The 18,422-nt window shown below is 56.3% G+C and carries 16 protein-coding genes; 3 read left to right on the top strand and 13 right to left on the bottom strand.

Annotated features, from left to right (window positions below; all coding sequences use genetic code 11):
* Positions 1–5 precede the first annotated feature (5 nt).
* The 6 genes from QEZ52_RS04310 to ccoN all read right to left on the bottom strand — a co-directional run bounded on the left by QEZ52_RS04310 (position 6) and on the right by ccoN (position 6,434).
* Positions 6–476, bottom strand: a complete 471-nt coding sequence (locus QEZ52_RS04310) for a FixH family protein (RefSeq protein ID WP_406648221.1) — start codon at positions 474–476, stop codon at positions 6–8.
* 3 nt (positions 477–479) lie between these two features.
* The gene (gene ccoG, locus QEZ52_RS04305; protein ID WP_406648220.1) at positions 480–1,910 is read right to left on the bottom strand and encodes a cytochrome c oxidase accessory protein CcoG; all 1,431 of its coding nucleotides are present in this window, start codon (positions 1,908–1,910) and stop codon (positions 480–482) included.
* A gap of 1,110 nt (positions 1,911–3,020) precedes the next feature.
* Complete coding sequence (gene ccoP, locus QEZ52_RS04300) at positions 3,021–3,890, bottom strand: cbb3-type cytochrome c oxidase subunit III (RefSeq protein WP_406648219.1); 870 nt, start codon at positions 3,888–3,890, stop codon at positions 3,021–3,023.
* Positions 3,887–4,072 carry a cbb3-type cytochrome c oxidase subunit 3 gene (locus QEZ52_RS04295; protein ID WP_406648218.1) on the bottom strand — a complete coding sequence of 62 codons (186 nt, stop codon included), beginning with the start codon at positions 4,070–4,072 and terminating at the stop codon, positions 3,887–3,889. Before QEZ52_RS04295 ends, ccoP begins: the two co-directional genes overlap by 4 nt.
* A gap of 11 nt (positions 4,073–4,083) precedes the next feature.
* Positions 4,084–4,812: a cytochrome-c oxidase, cbb3-type subunit II gene (gene ccoO, locus QEZ52_RS04290; RefSeq protein WP_406648217.1), complete on the bottom strand. Its 729-nt coding sequence runs from the start codon at positions 4,810–4,812 to the stop codon at positions 4,084–4,086.
* Positions 4,813–4,826: 14 nt separating this feature from the next.
* Positions 4,827–6,434 (bottom strand): cbb3-type cytochrome c oxidase subunit I, encoded by a 1,608-nt coding sequence (gene ccoN / locus QEZ52_RS04285; protein ID WP_406648216.1) that lies wholly within the window; start codon positions 6,432–6,434, stop codon positions 4,827–4,829.
* 195 nt (positions 6,435–6,629) lie between these two features.
* Between ccoN and QEZ52_RS04280 the strand changes: the two genes are divergently transcribed.
* Positions 6,630–7,469 carry a universal stress protein gene (locus QEZ52_RS04280; RefSeq protein ID WP_406648214.1) on the top strand — a complete coding sequence of 280 codons (840 nt, stop codon included), beginning with the start codon at positions 6,630–6,632 and terminating at the stop codon, positions 7,467–7,469.
* Positions 7,470–7,553: 84 nt separating this feature from the next.
* On the opposite strand, the gene QEZ52_RS04275 is transcribed toward QEZ52_RS04280, so the two are convergent.
* Positions 7,554–8,441 carry a LysR family transcriptional regulator gene (locus tag QEZ52_RS04275; RefSeq protein WP_406648213.1) on the bottom strand — a complete coding sequence of 296 codons (888 nt, stop codon included), beginning with the start codon at positions 8,439–8,441 and terminating at the stop codon, positions 7,554–7,556.
* Between the two features lie 122 nt (positions 8,442–8,563).
* Here QEZ52_RS04275 and QEZ52_RS04270 point away from each other — a divergent pair, with 122 nt between their 5' ends.
* Positions 8,564–9,169 (top strand): cytochrome P460 family protein, encoded by a 606-nt coding sequence (locus tag QEZ52_RS04270; RefSeq protein WP_406648212.1) that lies wholly within the window; start codon positions 8,564–8,566, stop codon positions 9,167–9,169.
* 151 nt (positions 9,170–9,320) lie between these two features.
* On the opposite strand, the gene fnrL is transcribed toward QEZ52_RS04270, so the two are convergent.
* Positions 9,321–10,064, bottom strand: coding sequence for a transcriptional regulator FnrL (gene fnrL / locus QEZ52_RS04265; protein ID WP_406648211.1), 744 nt, complete (start codon positions 10,062–10,064; stop codon positions 9,321–9,323).
* A 61-nt stretch (positions 10,065–10,125) separates the two neighbouring features.
* Here fnrL and hemN point away from each other — a divergent pair, with 61 nt between their 5' ends.
* Complete coding sequence (gene hemN, locus QEZ52_RS04260; protein WP_406648210.1) at positions 10,126–11,481, top strand: oxygen-independent coproporphyrinogen III oxidase; 1,356 nt, start codon at positions 10,126–10,128, stop codon at positions 11,479–11,481.
* A gap of 219 nt (positions 11,482–11,700) precedes the next feature.
* Here the strand turns inward: hemN and QEZ52_RS04255 are convergent, their stop codons facing one another.
* The 5 genes from QEZ52_RS04255 to QEZ52_RS04235 all read right to left on the bottom strand — a co-directional run bounded on the left by QEZ52_RS04255 (position 11,701) and on the right by QEZ52_RS04235 (position 18,295).
* Positions 11,701–12,441: a LuxR family transcriptional regulator gene (locus QEZ52_RS04255; protein WP_406648209.1), complete on the bottom strand. Its 741-nt coding sequence runs from the start codon at positions 12,439–12,441 to the stop codon at positions 11,701–11,703.
* 137 nt (positions 12,442–12,578) lie between these two features.
* Complete coding sequence (locus tag QEZ52_RS04250) at positions 12,579–14,159, bottom strand: ABC transporter ATP-binding protein (RefSeq protein ID WP_406648208.1); 1,581 nt, start codon at positions 14,157–14,159, stop codon at positions 12,579–12,581.
* Positions 14,156–15,268 (bottom strand): ABC transporter permease, encoded by a 1,113-nt coding sequence (locus tag QEZ52_RS04245; protein ID WP_406648207.1) that lies wholly within the window; start codon positions 15,266–15,268, stop codon positions 14,156–14,158. Before QEZ52_RS04245 ends, QEZ52_RS04250 begins: the two co-directional genes overlap by 4 nt.
* Positions 15,269–16,360, bottom strand: coding sequence for a microcin C ABC transporter permease YejB (locus QEZ52_RS04240; protein WP_406648206.1), 1,092 nt, complete (start codon positions 16,358–16,360; stop codon positions 15,269–15,271).
* 9 nt (positions 16,361–16,369) lie between these two features.
* Positions 16,370–18,295 carry an extracellular solute-binding protein gene (locus QEZ52_RS04235; protein ID WP_406648205.1) on the bottom strand — a complete coding sequence of 642 codons (1,926 nt, stop codon included), beginning with the start codon at positions 18,293–18,295 and terminating at the stop codon, positions 16,370–16,372.
* Positions 18,296–18,422: the final 127 nt, after the last annotated feature.

The following is an 18,422-nucleotide window of genomic DNA, read 5'->3' as shown; positions in this document are numbered from 1 at the left end:
CGCAATCAGCCCTTTACATACAGGACAACACGTTGGGTAAATTCAGTCCCATCGTTAGCGGTCGCTTTCATCCGGATGTTCCAGTTGCCGGGTGCCAGCTCGGCGGGGGCCACATAGGCTGATCCGTCAAATTTGAAATCGGGACGCATGTCATCCTTGATCTGCGTTGCCCGGCCCAGGGTCGCATCCAGGGATGCAACCTCGACCGGATGGCCGTTTTCATCGGTTATTTCCAAAACGACCAAACCGCCACCGGATGACGCAAGCACCGACCAGCCCAGGGCCTCTTGCGCCGAGCGGCGGGAATTAAACTCCTGCCCTGCCACATAAGAGCTTTTGACTTCGAGGCCGGGGAAGGTTTTGACCGCACTGACCGCCAGTGCGATGTTGACGCCGATGATCACGGCAAATGCGCCTCCGAACACCATCAAAGCATGGCGACCAGTGAATTGGCGCTCGGGTTTGTCATTTGTCATGGCTCAGTTCCCCCTGCCATTGAATGTCGTGTCCTTGTGGGCGCGTTCGCCATTGGTCAGATCTTCGACCCAGATCCGCACATCCGTAGCCTTGGCGTTGGATGCCGCCGCACCTTTGGGTGTTACGATATATACCCGCTGAAACAGGGCCGTGTCAGCAGGCACGCTCACCGAGTCATAAGGTGTCCCTTCGATCTGAACCCGCATCGTCGGGTCCCCTTTGAGCGACAGTTTGAACGGGCGAGCTTCGCCATGTTTGTTCCGCAGTCGCACGTCATAGGTGTTACGGATCGACCCATCAGACAGCGTTACATAGGTCGGGTTACGTACCGGGGCGACGGTCAAGTCGATATCAGAACGGATGAACAACGCAAAGACCAAGCCCACACCGACCAATGTCCACAATCCGGTATACAGCATGGTACGTGGCCGCAGGATGTGCTTCCAGACATCGACCGGTTGTTTGCCTGCACGTTCATTGGTTTCGTCACTGACTGCCATATAGTCGATCAGACCACGCGGCTTGCCGATCTTTTCCATGATGTCGTCACAGGCATCGATGCACAGCGCACAGGTGATACATTCCAGCTGTTGCCCGTCACGAATATCAATGCCGACAGGACAGACGTTCACACAAGCCATACAATTGATGCAGTCACCCTGCGGTTCACCAGCCTTGACCTCTTCGGACGCCTTGCGCGGTTCTCCGCGCCAGTCGCGATAACCGACCACCAATGTGTCTTCGTCCATCATTGCGGCCTGAATACGCGGCCAGGGACAGGCATAGATACAGATCTGTTCCCGCGCATAGCCACCGAAAAAGAAAGTTGTGCCAGTCAGCACCGCCATCGTCGTATAGGCGATGGGGTGGGCGTTCAGAGTCACCAGATCCACCAACAACGTCGGCGCGTCGGCAAAATAGAACACCCAGGCCCCGCCGGTTGCCAGACCGATCAGCAGCCACAGGATTGTTTTGGTTGCCCGCAGTCGAAATTTGCGAAAATCCCATTTCTTCTGACGATGCAGACGCAAACGGGCGTTTCGATCGCCTTCGACCCATCGTTCCACAAGAATATATAGATCGGTCCACACTGTTTGGGGACACGCATATCCACACCACACCCGACCCAAAGCCGACGTAAACAGGAACAGCCCCAGACCGGCCATGATCAGCAGGCCAGCCACGAAGTAGAATTCATGGGGCCAGATCTCAATCCAGAAGAAGTAAAACCGGCGGTTGGCCAAGTCCAGCAGCACCGCCTGATCCGGCAGGGAAGGCCCCCTGTCCCAGCGGATCCATGGCGTCAGGTAATAAATCCCCAACGTCACCGCCATGATGATCCATTTTAGGTTGCGGAATTTCCCTGACACACGTTTTGGGAAGACAGGCTCCCTGGCGGCATAAAGGCTGGGGGCTGGATTGGAATCGCTCACGGAATCACTCCGGGTTAGTGGCTCACTCCCGCGGGTTGTCACAGATGGGCGGGCTTCAAACTTTGATATGGGTCAAAAAGCGTATCTAGGAAGCACGTTTTATCCAATTCATATCAGCGTTGATCAAAACATCCAGTCCAAGAAGGTTCCCAATGACCCCGCAATTGCGCGAGAATTTTTGCGTCGCGGACAATTAATGCATTGATTTCAGAAATTTCGGGGACCCTGGCGGCATGGCGGACACTCATTTCAAAGGCAACCTGGAACGCCCTTTGAACGATGTGGGAAACGTTCTGCGCCAGGGCGCGACACATAGTTTCTTTCCAGACGGGCCCCTGACCATTGGAGCACGACTTCGACGAGACGTCACCGTTGGAGGCATCGGATCAAAACCGTCTTTTTGCAAGAAAGACCCCGGAATTGATTTGGTCAGCGGTGGGTTCAGACACAGTTGGAAAATTGTGTGACCGACGCTGACAGCGTCTCCCAGTCCAAGAGTTGGGACATGGATCTTATTGGGTACAGGGGCCAATAACCAGACAACCGAACATGCTCATGCCCAGAACGGCGAGGAACACTCAGAGATTCTGATTCAAGTGATCGGACCGCCAAGGGCGGAACCGAAGGAGAAAATGGGCGTCGGTTTTCCAGGAAACGCGCGAACAGATCGAAAAACCGACGCCTGCTCCTCGTGAAAACCCCGAAGGATCAACACAGGATTTCTTTGACACATACCGGCCCGTTTGGGGGGGACCATCCGAACCGGAACCTGCCACACCGCTACACAATCACCTTTTGGGCGGGCCGTGTTTGACCAAGATCAAACTCCTGACTTTTTTGACCCTCGCCGAAGATAAAACTGAAATCCCGTCGCAGGTTTGGCACGTGTGCAACAGACCCAAGGCCCAAGGTGTTTCAAAACGCTTTGAGGCACCAAATCAAAGTCGGCAGCATGGTCAGTTCACTGCGCCGGATGGTTCACTGGGCCCACGCGGCGGCCGAGCGTTCAGTTTGTGGCCGCAAGCAAGTTCGAAGTTTCTTGAACACGCACCCAAACACAAAAAAGGGGCCGCAGAACACGGCCCCCTCGCTTCAATTCTTGAACCTGGCTTACTGCCCGCCGCCCAGCTGGTGAACATAGACCGACACAGCGCGGATTTCCGCTTCTGTCAGACGTGTATTCCAAGCTGGCATAACACCATAGCGGCTGTTGTTGACGGTCTCGCTGATGGTTTCATAGTCCCCACCATAGAGCCACAACGCATCCGCAAGGTTCGGCGCACCCTGAGACTGGTCACCAGTGCCGTCTTCGGCGTGGCACGACGAACAATTGTCTTCGAACACGACCTTGCCGGCGTCGACCTTGGATGCATCCATTGGATCACCTGACAGCGACATGACAAAGTTCACGACCTGGTCGATTTCGTCCTTTTCCAACAGCTCATCACGTCCAAAAGCAGGCATTTCGGAATAGCGCGCATCGTCGCTTTCTTCATTCCGGATCCCATGGGTGATCGTGCCGTGGATGGCTTCGATGTCACCACCCCACAGCCAGCTGTCGTCCAACAGGTTAGGATATCCCTTGGCACCGGCGGCACCGGATCCATGACACTGGGCACACCAGGTCTTGAACACAGCAGAACCGGCAGACGCGGCGTATGTGTTCAGCTCGGTATTGCCCGAAATCGCGGTCAATTCTGCCGCTTCCAGCTTGGCATTGATCGGAGCGTTGGCTTCGTCAACGGCTGCGATATCAGCCGCAACATTCGCACGAGTCGACCAGCCCAACACACCGGCAGTGGCCGAATTGATCATCGGCCAGGCCGGATAGGCAATCGTATAACCAATGCCCCAGATAATGCAGAGATAGAAAGTCCAAAGCCACCAACGCGGCATGGGGTTATCGAATTCTTCGATACCATCCCAGCTGTGACCGGTGGTATTCGGATCACCATCGAACTTTTTCGATTTTTTGCTCATGTCCTCGCCTCCTCGGATGTGGCGGGTTTGTCGTCATGCCGGAACGGGATATTGGCCGTGTCTTTGTAGACCTTGGTGCTGCCTGGGCGAAACGCCCAGACCACGACACCAATAAAGAACAGGAACAATACCAACAGCATCCAGCTGTCTGCAAATTGCCGCAGGAGAGTGTAAATTTCCATTTGACCCTCCCTTAACGGCTTGCGACCGGGGTAAAGGTCGAGAAGTCAACCAAAGTCCCCATCATTTGCAGATAAGCCACGAGCGCATCAGCTTCGGTCAGTTCAGGTTGACCATCAAAGTTGCGCACATTGACGTTGTCACCATACCGCTCCAACAGACCATCGTAATCGCTGTCCGGATCGGCCTGTGCAGCAAAGTCTGCCATGGCATTTTCGATCATCTCGTCCGAATACGGTGTGCCAAGCATGGCATTGGTCGCCATCAAGTCACCCATATACTTACCATCGATCTTCTTGTCTTCGAGGAAGCCATATTTTGGCATCACCGATTCCGGAACCACCGATTGCGGATCACGCAGGTGGTCGACATGCCAATCATCCGAATAGCGACCACCGACACGGGCCAGGTCTGGTCCGGTCCGCTTTGAGCCCCACTGGAACGGGTGATCGTACATCGACTCCGCCGCCAGCGAATAGTGACCATAGCGCTCAACCTCGTCCCGCATGGGGCGGATCATCTGGCTGTGGCACACATAGCACCCTTCACGAATATAGATTTCGCGACCGGCCATTTCGAGAGGGGTGTAAGGGCGCATGCCCTCCACCTTCTCGATGGTGTTTTCCAGATAGAACAGCGGTGCGATTTGCACGATGCCACCGATGGTCACGACCAGAAAGCTGAATACCAGCAGGAGGGTCGCGTTGGTCTCGAGGATCTTGTGTTTGTCGAGAATTCCCATTGCTCGGGCCCTCCTTATTCAGCAGGAACTGCGACGGACAGGCTGGCCTCTTTGGCCGGTGCCTTACGTACAGTCATCCACAGGTTGTAGCACATGATCACGGCACCAGCGAGGAACATAACCCCACCCAGACCACGGACCACATACATCGGGAACTTGGCAGCCACGGTGTCAGCGAACGAGTTCACCAGGAAGCCGTTGGCGTCAACTTCGCGCCACATCAGGCCTTCCATGATACCGGTCACCCACATCGAAGCGGCATAGAGAACGATGCCGATAGTGGCCAGCCAGAAGTGCCAGGACACGAGGCTGAGCGAGTACAGGCGTTCGCGCTTCCACAGGACCGGAACCAGATAGTACAGCGCACCAAAGGTGATCATGCCGTTCCAACCCAGCGCCCCAGAGTGCACGTGACCAATAGTCCAGTCAGTGTAGTGCGACAGCGAGTTCACCGCACGGATCGACATCATCGGACCTTCAAATGTGGACATGCCGTAGAAGCCAACCGAAATCACCATCATCCGGATAACCGGGTCGGTGCGCAGCTTGTCCCAGGCCCCCGACAGAGTCATCAGACCGTTGATCATGCCACCCCACGACGGCATCCACAGGATAACCGACATCACCATACCCAGGGTCGATGCCCAATCCGGCAACGCGGTATAGTGCAGGTGGTGCGGGCCAGCCCAGATATACAGGAAGATCAGAGCCCAGAAGTGGATGATCGACAGCTTGTACGAGAACACGGGACGTTCGGCCTGTTTCGGAATGAAGTAGTACATCATGCCCAGGAAACCCGCAGTCAGGAAGAAGCCCACAGCGTTGTGACCGTACCACCACTGAATCATTGCATCCTGAACACCAGCCCACAGGATCACGGATTTGGATCCCCAGATGCTGACCGGAATGGACGCGTTGTTGACCAGGTGCAACATGGCAACGGTCACGATGAACGACAGGTAGAACCAGTTGGCCACGTAGATGTGGGGTTCCTTACGCTTGATCACGGTGCCCAAGAACACGGCCAGATACGCCACCCAGACAACAGTCAACCACAGGTCAACATACCATTCGGGTTCTGCGTATTCCTTGGACTGGGTTCCACCCAGCAGATAGCCGGTTGCCGCCAGCACGATGAACAGTTGATACCCCCAGAACACGAACCATGCGAGGTTGCCGCCCCACAAACGCGCGGCCGAAGTCCGCTGGACCACAAAGAAGGACGTCGCAATCAACGCGTTGCCACCAAAGGCAAAAATCACAGCCGAAGTGTGCAACGGACGCAACCGGCCAAAGTTGGCATACCCCTGCGCCCAATCGAAGTTGAGGGCTGGGAAGGCCAGCTGAAATGCGATGAATGTACCCGCCAGGAAACCGACAACACCCCAAAAGGCCGTTGCGATCACGCCGGCGCGAACAACGCCATCCATATATTCATTTGCCACGGACCGGGTCGAAACAGGTTCGTCAGTGTGGCGCAAGGTGTAGATGAAAAGCCCACCAGACACGAGCATCACAAGGATGGCGTGCACCTGATAAGCTATATCGCGTGCGTTTCCGGCCGCAATCATCGCGAAGATGACGACCAGACCAAGCACGATAAGCTTGAGGTAATTTGACATTGTGCGTCCCTTTGCCTTGTCCCGCGCGATTCTCACGCCGCGCCAGACGGATTTAGACTGTGCGTTTGATGCAAAACAGGTGACAAAGTTGCTTTGATCTGCATCAAGACATGATGCGGCATTCTGTGAGAAGGAAATTATCAGATGATAATGTACCGCCCGTGACATGGGTGCAACAGAATGTATGAGGGCAATATGGCTTATAAATCCCTGCTGACGGTTCTAACCAATTCAGACACGGCCAAGGCAACATTGGCACAAATGGTTGCGCTGGCCGAAGCGCAGGATGCTCATGCAGACGCCCTGTGCCTTGGGGTGGATAGAACCCAGACGGGATATTACTACGCCGGGGCCAACGCGATGGTCCTGCAAGAAACCTTGTCCCGTGCCCAGGCCGAAGCCAGTGACCTTCTGAAATACGCTCAGGACGAATTGGGGAAAACGAATATCCGCTGGTCAGCAGAGGATGGTGTGGCACAGATTGCCGATCTCGGGCGCCATGTCGCGCAGCATGCCCGGTTCTCGGACCTGGTTGTTCTGGCCAAACCTTATGGCAAGGACCGCGGGGCCGAAGCTGAGCCAATTGTGGAAGCTGCCCTGTTCGAAGGCCGCGCCCCAGTTCTGGTGTTGCCCGACGATGCGGCCCCGATCTCAAAACCCAAAACCGTGATGGTTGCATGGAACGAGAGCGTCGAAGCCATGGCCGCGATCCGTAGATCGCTGCCCTTCCTGCGGCAGGCAGAATTGGTGCGGGTTGTCATCATCGATCCACCCCAACACGGCCCCGAACGGTCGGACCCGGGCGGCCTGTTGAGCCAACTGCTGGCCCGTCACGGGGTGAATTGCGAGATTGATGTGCTCAGTAAAACCATGACCCGAGTGTCAGACATACTGAACCGTCACGCCACCGATACCAGTTCGGAAATGATCGTGATGGGGGCCTATGGGCATTCGCGATTCCGCGAAGCCATTCTGGGCGGTGCGACCCGCAACATGCTGGAACAGGCCAAAGTTCCAGTCTTTATGGCCCACTGATCGGCATCGTAACTGCCGTCCTACCCGCGCACGCTTCAAGCCGCTTGAAAGCGGCTTGATCGGCGATGGGCTCAAAAGTCCGTTTCAGCTGCTCCCGGCAATCCAATCGCGACGCCGGGCCATGGCCACCGCATCGCGTACCGCCGGGTTGTCTTCCCGCCCGGTCGCGACCGCCAACATCACATTGCGCCGCGCGTCTTCACGGTCCAACGGCACCGTCGAAATCCCGCCTAGCACGACGGAATGTTCAGGCAGTATCGTAACGCCCCTGCCTGTCTTGACCAAAAACTGAATCCAGTCTTCCCGTTCACTGCGCAGAGAAACCTGCAGCGGTACGTTCTCGCGCAACGCAGCGGCCATGAATGTGTCGCGAAATTCACAGTGCAGACGATCCAGGTACGGCTGGCGTGACAGATCCTGAAGCGTCACCGACGTCCGATTTGCATAAGGATGATCATCCGCACACGCCATGACCATGTTCTCGGAATAGAGCGGCGTGTGGCGCAATCTATCGGATTCCGCTACGGGCGCACCCAGAATTGCCAGGTCAACCCGACCGCTCAGCAGATCATCCCCAATCCGGCCTGCGGACACATCATGCAGCGACACTTCCACATCCGGATGCGAAACTTGGAACTCATGAAAAAAGGGAGAAAGCTGATACGGCCCGACCGTACACATCACCGCGATCGCCAGCGGTTGAACCTGTCCGCTGCTCAACCGTTTGGCCGCCGACTCGGCGGCAGCTGACGCGCGCTCTACTTCGGCGAGATGTTGCGCCATGGTGTGCCCCAGATGGGTCAGATGCGTCAGACGCCCCTCTCGGCGCACCAAGGTGCCTCCGAATTCCTCTTCCAGCTTTTGCACTGATTTGCTCAGCGCAGGTTGAGACACCCCACAGCGGCGGGCCGCTTCGGAGAAGTTCAGAGTTTCGACCAGCATCAGGAACTGGCGAACGCGTCGTATGTCCATATGGGCCTCCTGGGCGGTGTCTATACCGGTTCCCTGCCCGCCTGCGTTATGGAAACCATAACACAAAGCGGGATGCCAGCTACCTAGCTACTTGGAACACCCAAACACGCAAGGATGACGTCATGATTATCAAAACCTCGACCCATGTTCTGGCTGGATTGGCCCTGACCGCATTGACCGTCGGCGCTGTGGTTGCACAGAGCCCGTCGATCAACACGGCGACCTTCCAAGCGGATGGCGCGGTCCATGTCCCCCAGGATTATCGCACGTGGGTTTTTGTCGGCGCACCGCTCACGCCCAACACGCTGAATGGAGGCTCTGCACCGTTTCCGGAATTTCACAATGTTTACGTTGAACCCAGCGCTTTTGAACACTGGTCCGCGACCGGGACATGGGCGGATGGCACCCAAATTGCCAAGGAACTGGTGACAATCCGCACAAACGACACGACTGACCCCGCGACAGGAGCGAGTTCGGAAGTGTCCGGGGTCGGCTATTTTCAAGGGGACTTCGTCGGGCTGGAGCTGACCGTCAAAGACACCGTTCGCTATGCTGAGGAACCCGGAGGTTGGGCATATTTCTCGTTTGGCCACGACGGCGAACCCTATGCAACGATAGCACAGGCCTTTCCCACAGACAGTTGCAATGCCTGCCACGAAGCCAACGCCGACACTGATTTTGTCTTTACCCAATTTTACCCGGTTTTGAGCGCGGCAAACCCCAACTGATCAACCGCTGCATTGTCCGGGCACTGCCCGGGCAATGCCCGGCCCAACTGTAGCCGTTGCTTTTTAAAAGCAGCGGCTACGGACGGGAGCTCCGCGGGCATTGTTTGGCACAATCTGTCGACAAGAAGAAAGAACAGGCAATGCAGACGACTTAAACGAGATAGCCGCCGTCGCTGTCATCGCCCGCCTCATCCATTAGAATACTCATATCGGGCACGGTGACGTGACGTTTGCCTTCCAGCTGGATCACGCCGTCCTTTTTCAATGCCGACATCTGTCGACTGACCGTCTCAAGGGTCAGACCCAGGTAGTCTGCCATGGCTTCGCGTGTCAGTGGCAAATCAAACACGATCCGATCCGTCGGTCCACCGGGGCTGAGCGATGCGTCACGCCGTGCGACGATCGCCAGCAAGGATGCGATTTTTTCCCGGGCCGTTTTGCGTCCCAGAACCAGCATCCATTCCCGCGCTGCATCCAATTCGTCCAACGTCATTTCCAGAAGACGATGCGCGATGTGTGGGGTGCGGCCCATCAGATCTTCGAACGGCTTCTTGCGAAAGCAACACATGGTCAGGTCTGTTTTGGCAACAACATCATATGCTGCACCGTCACGTCCAGGTCGGCCCACAAAATCCGATGGCAGCAACAGGCCGACCATCTGCGTCCGACCATCTTCCATGGTTTGGGTCAAAGTTGCGATTCCGGATACGACAGAACCGACAAAGTTCATTTTGTCTCCAGACCAGATAACAGTCTGCCCCGCCTCATACGTACGGTAGTACTTGATCTCTTCCAATGCTTCGAGTTCATCCGTATCGCATCGGGCACAAACGGCGCGATGACGAATGGGACAATCCCCACATTTGATGTGCACATTAAAACTAGGGGCGTTCATTAGCGGTCCCAATTGATCTGGGTCAAGGATAAGCCGAGAAGGCGCTTTATAGGGTAGCGCCATGACACAGAAATCACAATTGGCCAAGCTCGGTTTATTCGATGCCAAAGTGCCGCGGTACACAAGTTACCCAACGGCACCGCATTTCCACAACGATGTGGGTCCCGACCTGTATGCCGACTGGATCAGCCAGATCACTCCTGGCTCCCAGGTTTCGCTATATGTTCACGTCCCGTTTTGTCGGCGTTTGTGCTGGTTCTGCGCCTGCCGGACCCAAGGCACCCAAAGCGACGCTCCGGTGCGGGCATATCTGGAAGTGCTGAAAGCCGAACTGACCTTGTTGGGGCAACATCTGCCCGAAGACGTCTCATTGTCCAGACTGCACTGGGGGGGAGGTACACCGACCCTGCTGGCCCCGGACATGATGACAGATTTGGCGCAGGCTATCAGAGAAGTCGCTCCACTTGCTCCTGACGCCGAGTTTTCCGTTGAAATCGATCCCAATGAAATCGACGACGCCCGCCTGGATGCGTTGGCCGCAGCGGGGATGAACCGTGCCTCTATCGGGGTGCAGGACTTCGACGACGAGATCCAGCAGACCATTGGCCGCATTCAAGGATTCGACATCACCCGCGAGGCCGTCGAAAAAATCCGCGCCCGCGGGATTTACAGCCTGAACGCCGACATCCTGTTCGGCCTGCCGCATCAGACACAGGCCCGGATGACAGAAAGCGTCCAAAAGCTTTTGTCGCTGAATCCGGATCGTGTCGCCCTGTACGGCTACGCGCATGTGCCGTGGATGGCCAGGCGCCAGACCATGATCCCGTCCGAGGCGCTCCCTACGCCCGAAGCGCGTCTGGATCTGTTTGAAACCGCCCGCAAGTTGTTCACCTGGGATGGGTATGCCGAAATTGGCATCGACCACTTTGCAACCCAGGAAGACGGCCTGACCATTGCGCAAAAGGCGGGCAATCTAAAGCGCAATTTTCAGGGGTACACAGACGATCAGTCCGACGTCCTGCTGGCAGTTGGCGCATCCTCGATCGCACGATTCCCCCAAGGATACGCGCAGAACGCCCCGGCGACATCGGCCCACACCAAAGCCATCCGCGAAGGCCGTTTTTCGACCTCTCGTGGTCATGTTTTTCAAGGCGAAGACAAACTGCGGTCCCGCCTGATCGAAGCGCTGATGTGTGATTTCCGGATTGATTCGCAGGAAATTCTGAGCACCTTTGACATCTCCGCCGAAAAGCTGGCCGCGATGTTCAGCAATGTAGACCGTGAATTCCCGAACATGCTGCGGGTCACGCCTGAAGGATTGTCCGTACCGATGTCGTCTCGTCCCTTGACGCGGATGATCGCACGGTCCTTTGATGCCTATGACCTAAGCAAGGCCGGTCACAGTTCGGCGATCTAAGGCTGCATAGCAACGAAATCTCAAAGCCACCTATCGAATTCGATAGGTGGCTTTTCTTGTTCAAGTTCAGGATTATCCTTGAGCGCGAAAGACCACTCGGTTGTACGTTCCGCCATCCCAATTGGGGCAATAAACACCGGATCGTCTTGGATTTAGCAAACAATCACTTTTGATCAGAGTGGCCGGGGTCCGTGAGCTCCGGTCACTTTTTTGATCCGCCTAGAGGCTTAATATTCCCAGACGCACTGCGATCGCCAAAGCTTCTTCGCGGGTACTTGCTCCCAACTTCTCCCGTGCCGACAATAGCGTCTTGCGCACTGTCACCTCGGCAATGCCCAGGTCGTGCGCGATCTGGGTATTCTGATTTCCATTGGCCAGCTCGGCCAGAATTTGACGCTCTCGCCCGCTCAGCTTCTTGTGGCGGATTCCTTTGGAAATCACATCATCCTTGGAACTTGCCAGTGGCGTAACAAAAGCAGCAACCATTGTAGAAGCTTGGCGAATCTTTCTGACCTGATCTTCGCCAAAATGTGACACATCTTCGGTCGTGCAAAAGGTCACGCATTTTCGGCTATGGCTGGCATCGCCAGCAAATAGGTTCGATCGCATCAACGTATACCCCGCGTCGCGAAACCCCCAATTCAGCTGCAACGCCTTTTCCGATGGTGCGGTGTCGCGGCTCAGGCTGCCTCCGATAGCCAGACTGCCAATAGGTTCGCGGCGCATGTCCAAAAGAAACGGATCCACCCTATGGTAGTCCTGTTCGACATATTCCGACAACCATTCCTCGCTCAGTGAACTTTGCACCCAATGAGGGATCAGATTGCGAACATCAACCATGGCATAGGTCAACCCGCATCCACCCAATTCCGCGAAAACTTCGTTGGCGATTTTCCAGCGGTCTTCCGGCGTTTGCACCGCAGAGAATCTGTCCAGAAGGTCAATTGACGTATTCAACATGCCCCTACCCTAGACAACGGGGCGGTGCGAAGACAGTAAGGAGAAGCCTACTTCTTCATCGCTTGGAAACGATAACCGACTGGTTTGAGGTATGGAATCGCAATGCCCTCTCGAAGACCGAGCATTGGGATCCGCGGCTACACCAGAGCCTGCAACAGCGTTCTCGTATAATCCGTCCGGGGAGATTTGAACAAGGTCTCGGCGTCGCCATGTTCGACAACATCCCCCTGTTTCATCACAATCACCTGGTGCGACATCGCCCGCACCACGTTCAAATCATGGCTGATGAACAGATAGGCCAACCCATAGCGGCGTTGCAGGTCGCGCAACAGATCGACGATCTGCACCTGCACCGTCATGTCCAGCGCGCTGGTCGGTTCATCCAACACCACCAGCTTGGGCCGCAAGATCATGGCCCGCGCAATGGCAATACGCTGGCGCTGCCCTCCCGAGAATTCATGCGGATAGCGGTCCATCGCCGCCGGATCCAAGCCAACTTCAGTCATCACTTCGGCAACCAAATCACGCGGGGCGCGATCCCGGGCCACATTATGGATCGGCAGTCCTTCGGCAATGATCTGTGCACATGTCATACGTGGTGACAATGACCCGAACGGATCCTGGAACACGATCTGCATATCCTTGCGCAAACGGCGCAGATCGCGGGTGGACCATTTACGCAGATCATCTCCCTGAAAGGTGACCGCCCCCTCTGATGCAATCAATCGCATGATCGCCAAGGCCATGGTGGTTTTTCCAGATCCGGATTCTCCAACAATGCCAAGGGTTTCACCCTGGCGCACAGAGATTGAGCTGGGGTTGACTGCCTTTACATGGCCGACGGTTTTCTTCAGGAACCCCTTCTGAATTGGGAACCAGACCTTGAGATCCCTGGTCGCCACGATCTCCTGCGCGGATTCGGCCACCGGATCAGGACGACCGCCGGGTTCGGCCTCCAACAGCTTGCGGGTATAGGCGTGTTGCGGGTTATTGAAAATCTCTTCGGTGGGGCCGGCTTCGACGATTTCACCGTCCTTCATCACACAGACCCGATCGGCGATGCGCCGCACGATGCCCAAGTCATGGGTGATGAACAGCAGGCCCATGTCTTCCTGTTTTTTCAGATCCGCCAGCAGGTCCAGAATCTGCGCCTGAATGGTGACATCCAACGCTGTTGTCGGCTCATCCGCAATCAGGATGTCAGGTTTGTTGGCCAACGCCATGGCAATCATCACGCGTTGGCGTTGCCCCCCCGACAGCTGATGCGGATAAGCGCCCAGCCGGGTTTCCGGGTCGCGAATTCCAACCTGTGTCAACAAGTCCAAAATGCGTGCGCGGGCGGCCTGGCCTTCCAGACTCTGATGCAGCGCCAGCGATTCTGCCAACTGCTTTTCAATCGTGTGCAGCGGATTCAACGATGTCATCGGCTCCTGAAAGATAAAGCTGATGTCATTGCCCCGCACCTCCATCAGGCGATGTTCGCTGGCTCCGATCATCTGGTCACCGTCATAGGTCACCGATCCTTCAACGATGGCACTGTCGCCCAGCAGGGACACAGTGGACAGGGCAGATACCGATTTGCCTGATCCGGATTCCCCCACCAGTGCCACGGTTTCCCCCCGCCCCACGGTAAACGACACGCCTCGCACCGCCTGGGTGATTCTGCCGTCCTGGCGGAACGAAACCCGCAAGTCCTTAACCTCTAACAGCGCGCTCATGAAAAAGTCTTTCTTGGGTCAAAGGCGTCGCGCACACCTTCAAAGACAAAGACAAGCAGCGACAGCATGATGGCAAAGGTGAAAAACGCGGTGAAGCCCAGCCAGGGTGCCTGAAGGTTCTGTTTCGCCTGGAGCGCCAATTGGCCCAGCGACGGTGACGACGGCGGCAGACCAAAACCCAGAAAATCCAATCCCGCCAGAGATCCGATGGTGCCAGTCACGATGAACGGCAGAAAGGTCACCGTGGCGACCATTGCATTGGGCAACATATGGCGGAACATGATGGTCCAGTTGCCCACGCCCAGCGCCTTGGCTGCACGAACGTATTCCAGATTGCGCGCGCGCAGGAATTCGGCCCGCACCACGCTGACCAGCGACATCCAGCCAAAGGCGATCATCAGGATGATCAGCAGCCAGAAACTGCGCCCGAACACCGCGAACATGATGATGATCACATAAAGCTGTGGCGTGCCCGACCAGACTTCGATCACGCGTTGAAAGATCAAGTCCAGCCATCCACCGAAATACCCCTGAACCGCACCGGCAAGGATGCCGATCACGCTGGCCACTGTGGTCACGATGAGCGTGAAGAAGATCGAGAGCCTGAACCCATAGATCACCCGCGCCAACACGTCGCGTTTGGTGTCATCCGTGCCCAACCAGTTCTGCCCATTGGGTGGCAAAGGCGCTGCGCCGGGTCGATCTACGGAGGTTTTGTAGGAATACGGAATGACCGGCCAGATGGCCCAACCCTTTTGATAGCCTTGGACGCCGTCGGAATAGGTCCCATCGGTGACGCCCTGCATGACCTCTTCGGGTTCGTACAAACATTCCTCAACCCCACCGGTTGCGATCAGGCATTTCACCTCGGGGTCGCTGTATTTCGCTTCGGTCTGGAAATCACCGCCAAAGGCCGTTTCAGGGTAAAAGTTGAACACCGGCATTCGCAACTCACCGCGATAGCTGACCAGGATCGGTTTGTCGTTGGCGATGAATTCGGCAAACAGCGAAATGGTGAACAGCACGGTGAATATGATCAGCGACCAATACGCCCGCCCATTGCGTCGGAAATTGCGCCAGCGGCGTTTGGCAATCGGAGAGAGCGCCATTTACCCCTCCCTCTTTTCAAAGTCGATGCGCGGGTCGACCAGCACATACATCAGATCCGACAGAATCCCAGCAACCAACCCGATGATCCCGAACATGAACAGCGTGCCAAAGACCACTGGGTAATCCCGCGCCACAGCCGCTTCGAACCCGAGCCGCCCCAGACCATCCAGAGAGAACAGCGTTTCGATAATCACCGACCCGCCAAAGAACAAACCAATGAACACAGACGGAAACCCGGCAATCACGATCAACATCGCATTGCGGAATACATGGCCATACAGCACCCTGCTCTCGCTCAAACCCTTGGCACGTGCGGTGATCACATATTGCTTCTTGATCTCGTCCAGGAACGAATTCTTGGTCAACAGCGTCAGCGTGGCAAAGGCCGATATGGTCGAGGCCACAACAGGCAGGGTGATGTGCCACAGGTAATCGACGATCTTTCCCCACAGCGACAGCGTTTCGAAATTATCCGATGTCAGCCCCCGCAACGGGAAGATTTGCCAATAGGATCCGCCAGCAAACAGCACCAGCAACATCACCGCAAACAGAAACCCCGGGATGGCATACGCCGCGATGATGATGCCGCTGGTCCAGGTGTCAAACCGCGATCCGTCGCGTACGGCCTTGCGAATGCCCAAGGGGATAGAAATGATATAGGCGATCAGCGTGGACCACAGGCCCAGCGTGATCGACACCGGCATTTTTTCCAACACCAGATCCAGTACTTCGATCTTGCGGAAATAGCTTTCGCCAAAATCGAGACGCATGTAATTGCCCATCATGGCGAAAAACCGTTCATGCGCAGGTTTGTCGAGCCCATAGAGTTCTTCAAGCTCTTTGATGAACTCGGGCGGCAAGCCTCGGGCACCGATATAGCGTTCGCTGGCCGCGGTGGTCTGGGTGTCCAACTGGACATCATTGCCCTGCCCGGCGAAGCCTTCAAAAACATCTCCGCCGCCCTGAAGCTGTGCGATGGCCTGATCCACCGGGCCACCGGGGACAAATTGCACCAGGGCAAAGTTGATGATCATGATCCCGATCAGCGTCGGGATCACCAACAACAGGCGTCTGAGGATATATGCTCCCATGATCGCGGGTTACCGCAACGCGCCAGAGGACTTCAAGGCTGCAGCCCTGTCGGCATCCACCCACCACAGGTCTTCGATCCCCAGGGCAAACGGCGGCAGGTTGTCAGGGAACGCGTATTGATCCCAATAGGCCACCCAGTACTTACCCAAATACCACGTCGGCACCATGAACCGCTTCGCGCGCAGCACCCGATCCAGCGCGCGCACATTGGCGGTCAGGTCCTCGGTTGTCTTAGCGGCGACAATATTGTCAATCAGAGGCTCAATATCGGGACCATGCACACCGGCGGTGTTGAACACTGAATACTCGGCATCCTTGGTCCCGAATCTTTGATACAGCCCAGTCGAGGGCTGCAGGGACATCGGATAGCTGCCCATCATCATGTCATAATCACGTTCGCGACGACGCAGAGTGAACTGGGCACTGTCCACGCGGCTGTAGACAGCGTTGATGCCCATGGATTTCAGGTTGTCGACAAACGGTTGAATCAAGCGGTCCAGAGATGGGCGATCTGCCAGGAATTCGATTTTCAGCGTTTCACCCTGCGCGTTGCGGCGCACCCCGTCATCGCCAACCATCCACCCGGCCTCATCCAGAAGCTTCATCGCCCGGCGCAGATTGCGCCGGTCGGTTTGGCGATTGGGTTTCGAACTGTGCGCCACGACCGGCTCTTCGGTCAACACAGCAGGATCCAACGCATCGCCAATGGCGTCCAGAACTTGGCGTTCGCGCCCCTCCGGCAGGCCCGTTGCCTCTAGATCAGTGCCTTCCCAGAACGAACTGCGTTGTTGAAAAAGTCCGTATTGCAGGCTCTCGTTGGTCCACTCAAAGTTATAGGCCAGCTGAACCGCTTCGCGCACGCGGATGTCCTGGAACTGTGGACGTCCCATGTTCATGACAAAGCCGCTGGCAGGCGGAACGTCACCATCGCGAAAATCGCCCTTGATCACCTGCCCGCTGGAAATGGCGGGGAAGTCATAGGCGGTGGCCCAGCTTTTGGAATTGTTTTCCTGTCGCAGGGTGAATTCCCCGGCCTTGAACGCTTCCATCGCGGCAATGGAATCGCTGAAATATTCGATGCGGATGCTGTCATAGTTATTGCGGCCCACGTTGACGTTCACATGATCGCCCCAATAATCGGGATTACGTTTGTAAACGACACGACGATTGATGTCATAGCTGTCCAACACATAGGGTGCTGAACCGACGCCGGGCTGCAGTCGAGGTTCATCCAAACGCCGGTTTTCCGCATCCTCTTCGAACCAGGCCTTGGAGAACACCGGAGTTCCCCCCACCTGGCTGATCATCGCGCGGCGCGGAAAGTCGGGGGAGAAGTAGAACTTGACCCTAAGCGGACCCAGTGCCTCGGCCTTTGGGATTCGGGCACGCACTGCATCGGCATAGGACTTCAACCCCTGGTCCAGCAGGATGTTATGCGAAAACACGACATCCTCGGCAGTTACCGGTGTGCCATCTGAGAACCGCGCTTCGGGACGCATGTTGAAGATCACCCAATCCTGGCTTTCAGGATATTCCAGGCTTTCGGCCAGCAGCCCGTAATAGGCGGCGGGTTCATCATAGGAAGGAGTCAGGAGGGATTCATATTGATCGGCGGACCGGGCACCGGCACGCCCCTTGCGAGTAAAGGGGTTGAAACTGCTGAAAGTCCCCTCGGCCGCATAGGACAATTCTCCACCGCGCGGCGCATCAGGATTGACATAGTCAAAATTTGCAAACCCTTCCGGGTATTTCAAATCTCCAAATTCCGAAAACCCGTGGCTCTTGATGATCTTGTCATCGGCCCAGCTGAGCGAGGTCACGCTGAACAGGACGATCAGTGCCAGCCCCAGAACGGCCAGAGCATTCATCAGGACCCTCTGAGCAGGGTTCGGGTCCATTACGCGAACACGCACAGCGGTGCGGGGGGCTGTCATCAGGCTCTTCCTCCTTGGACGCACCTCTTGGATCGGGCGCGCATTGTGTCATGGCCAAGCTAATGGTCCGCAGTAGGGATATTCAAGTTCCGTTTCCATGAACAAGCCGTGAATTGACCGCGCGCGC

Source organism: Aliisedimentitalea scapharcae (assembly GCF_045277565.1).
In the GTDB taxonomy this organism is placed as follows: Bacteria; Pseudomonadota; Alphaproteobacteria; order Rhodobacterales; family Rhodobacteraceae; genus Aliisedimentitalea; species Aliisedimentitalea scapharcae.
This window is presented reverse-complemented; position numbering and strand designations above follow the sequence as displayed.

Bases quoted from the DNA above. Each gene is read 5' to 3' on its own strand.
- fnrL (WP_406648211.1), bottom strand. From the start codon at position 10,064: ATGAACGCCCCTAGTTTTAATGTGCACATCAAATGTGGGGATTGTCCC.
- ccoN (WP_406648216.1), bottom strand. From the start codon at position 6,434: ATGTCAAATTACCTCAAGCTTATCGTGCTTGGTCTGGTCGTCATCTTC.
- QEZ52_RS04280 (WP_406648214.1), top strand. From the start codon at position 6,630: ATGGCTTATAAATCCCTGCTGACGGTTCTAACCAATTCAGACACGGCC.
- QEZ52_RS04245 (WP_406648207.1), bottom strand. From the start codon at position 15,268: ATGGCGCTCTCTCCGATTGCCAAACGCCGCTGGCGCAATTTCCGACGC.
- QEZ52_RS04310 (WP_406648221.1), bottom strand. From the start codon at position 476: ATGACAAATGACAAACCCGAGCGCCAATTCACTGGTCGCCATGCTTTG.
- hemN (WP_406648210.1), top strand. From the start codon at position 10,126: ATGACACAGAAATCACAATTGGCCAAGCTCGGTTTATTCGATGCCAAA.
- QEZ52_RS04250 (WP_406648208.1), bottom strand. From the start codon at position 14,159: ATGAGCGCGCTGTTAGAGGTTAAGGACTTGCGGGTTTCGTTCCGCCAG.
- ccoP (WP_406648219.1), bottom strand. From the start codon at position 3,890: ATGAGCAAAAAATCGAAAAAGTTCGATGGTGATCCGAATACCACCGGT.
- QEZ52_RS04270 (WP_406648212.1), top strand. From the start codon at position 8,564: ATGATTATCAAAACCTCGACCCATGTTCTGGCTGGATTGGCCCTGACC.
- QEZ52_RS04255 (WP_406648209.1), bottom strand. From the start codon at position 12,441: ATGTTGAATACGTCAATTGACCTTCTGGACAGATTCTCTGCGGTGCAA.
- QEZ52_RS04295 (WP_406648218.1), bottom strand. From the start codon at position 4,072: ATGGAAATTTACACTCTCCTGCGGCAATTTGCAGACAGCTGGATGCTG.
- QEZ52_RS04240 (WP_406648206.1), bottom strand. From the start codon at position 16,360: ATGGGAGCATATATCCTCAGACGCCTGTTGTTGGTGATCCCGACGCTG.
- QEZ52_RS04275 (WP_406648213.1), bottom strand. From the start codon at position 8,441: ATGGACATACGACGCGTTCGCCAGTTCCTGATGCTGGTCGAAACTCTG.
- ccoO (WP_406648217.1), bottom strand. From the start codon at position 4,812: ATGGGAATTCTCGACAAACACAAGATCCTCGAGACCAACGCGACCCTC.
- QEZ52_RS04235 (WP_406648205.1), bottom strand. From the start codon at position 18,295: ATGACAGCCCCCCGCACCGCTGTGCGTGTTCGCGTAATGGACCCGAAC.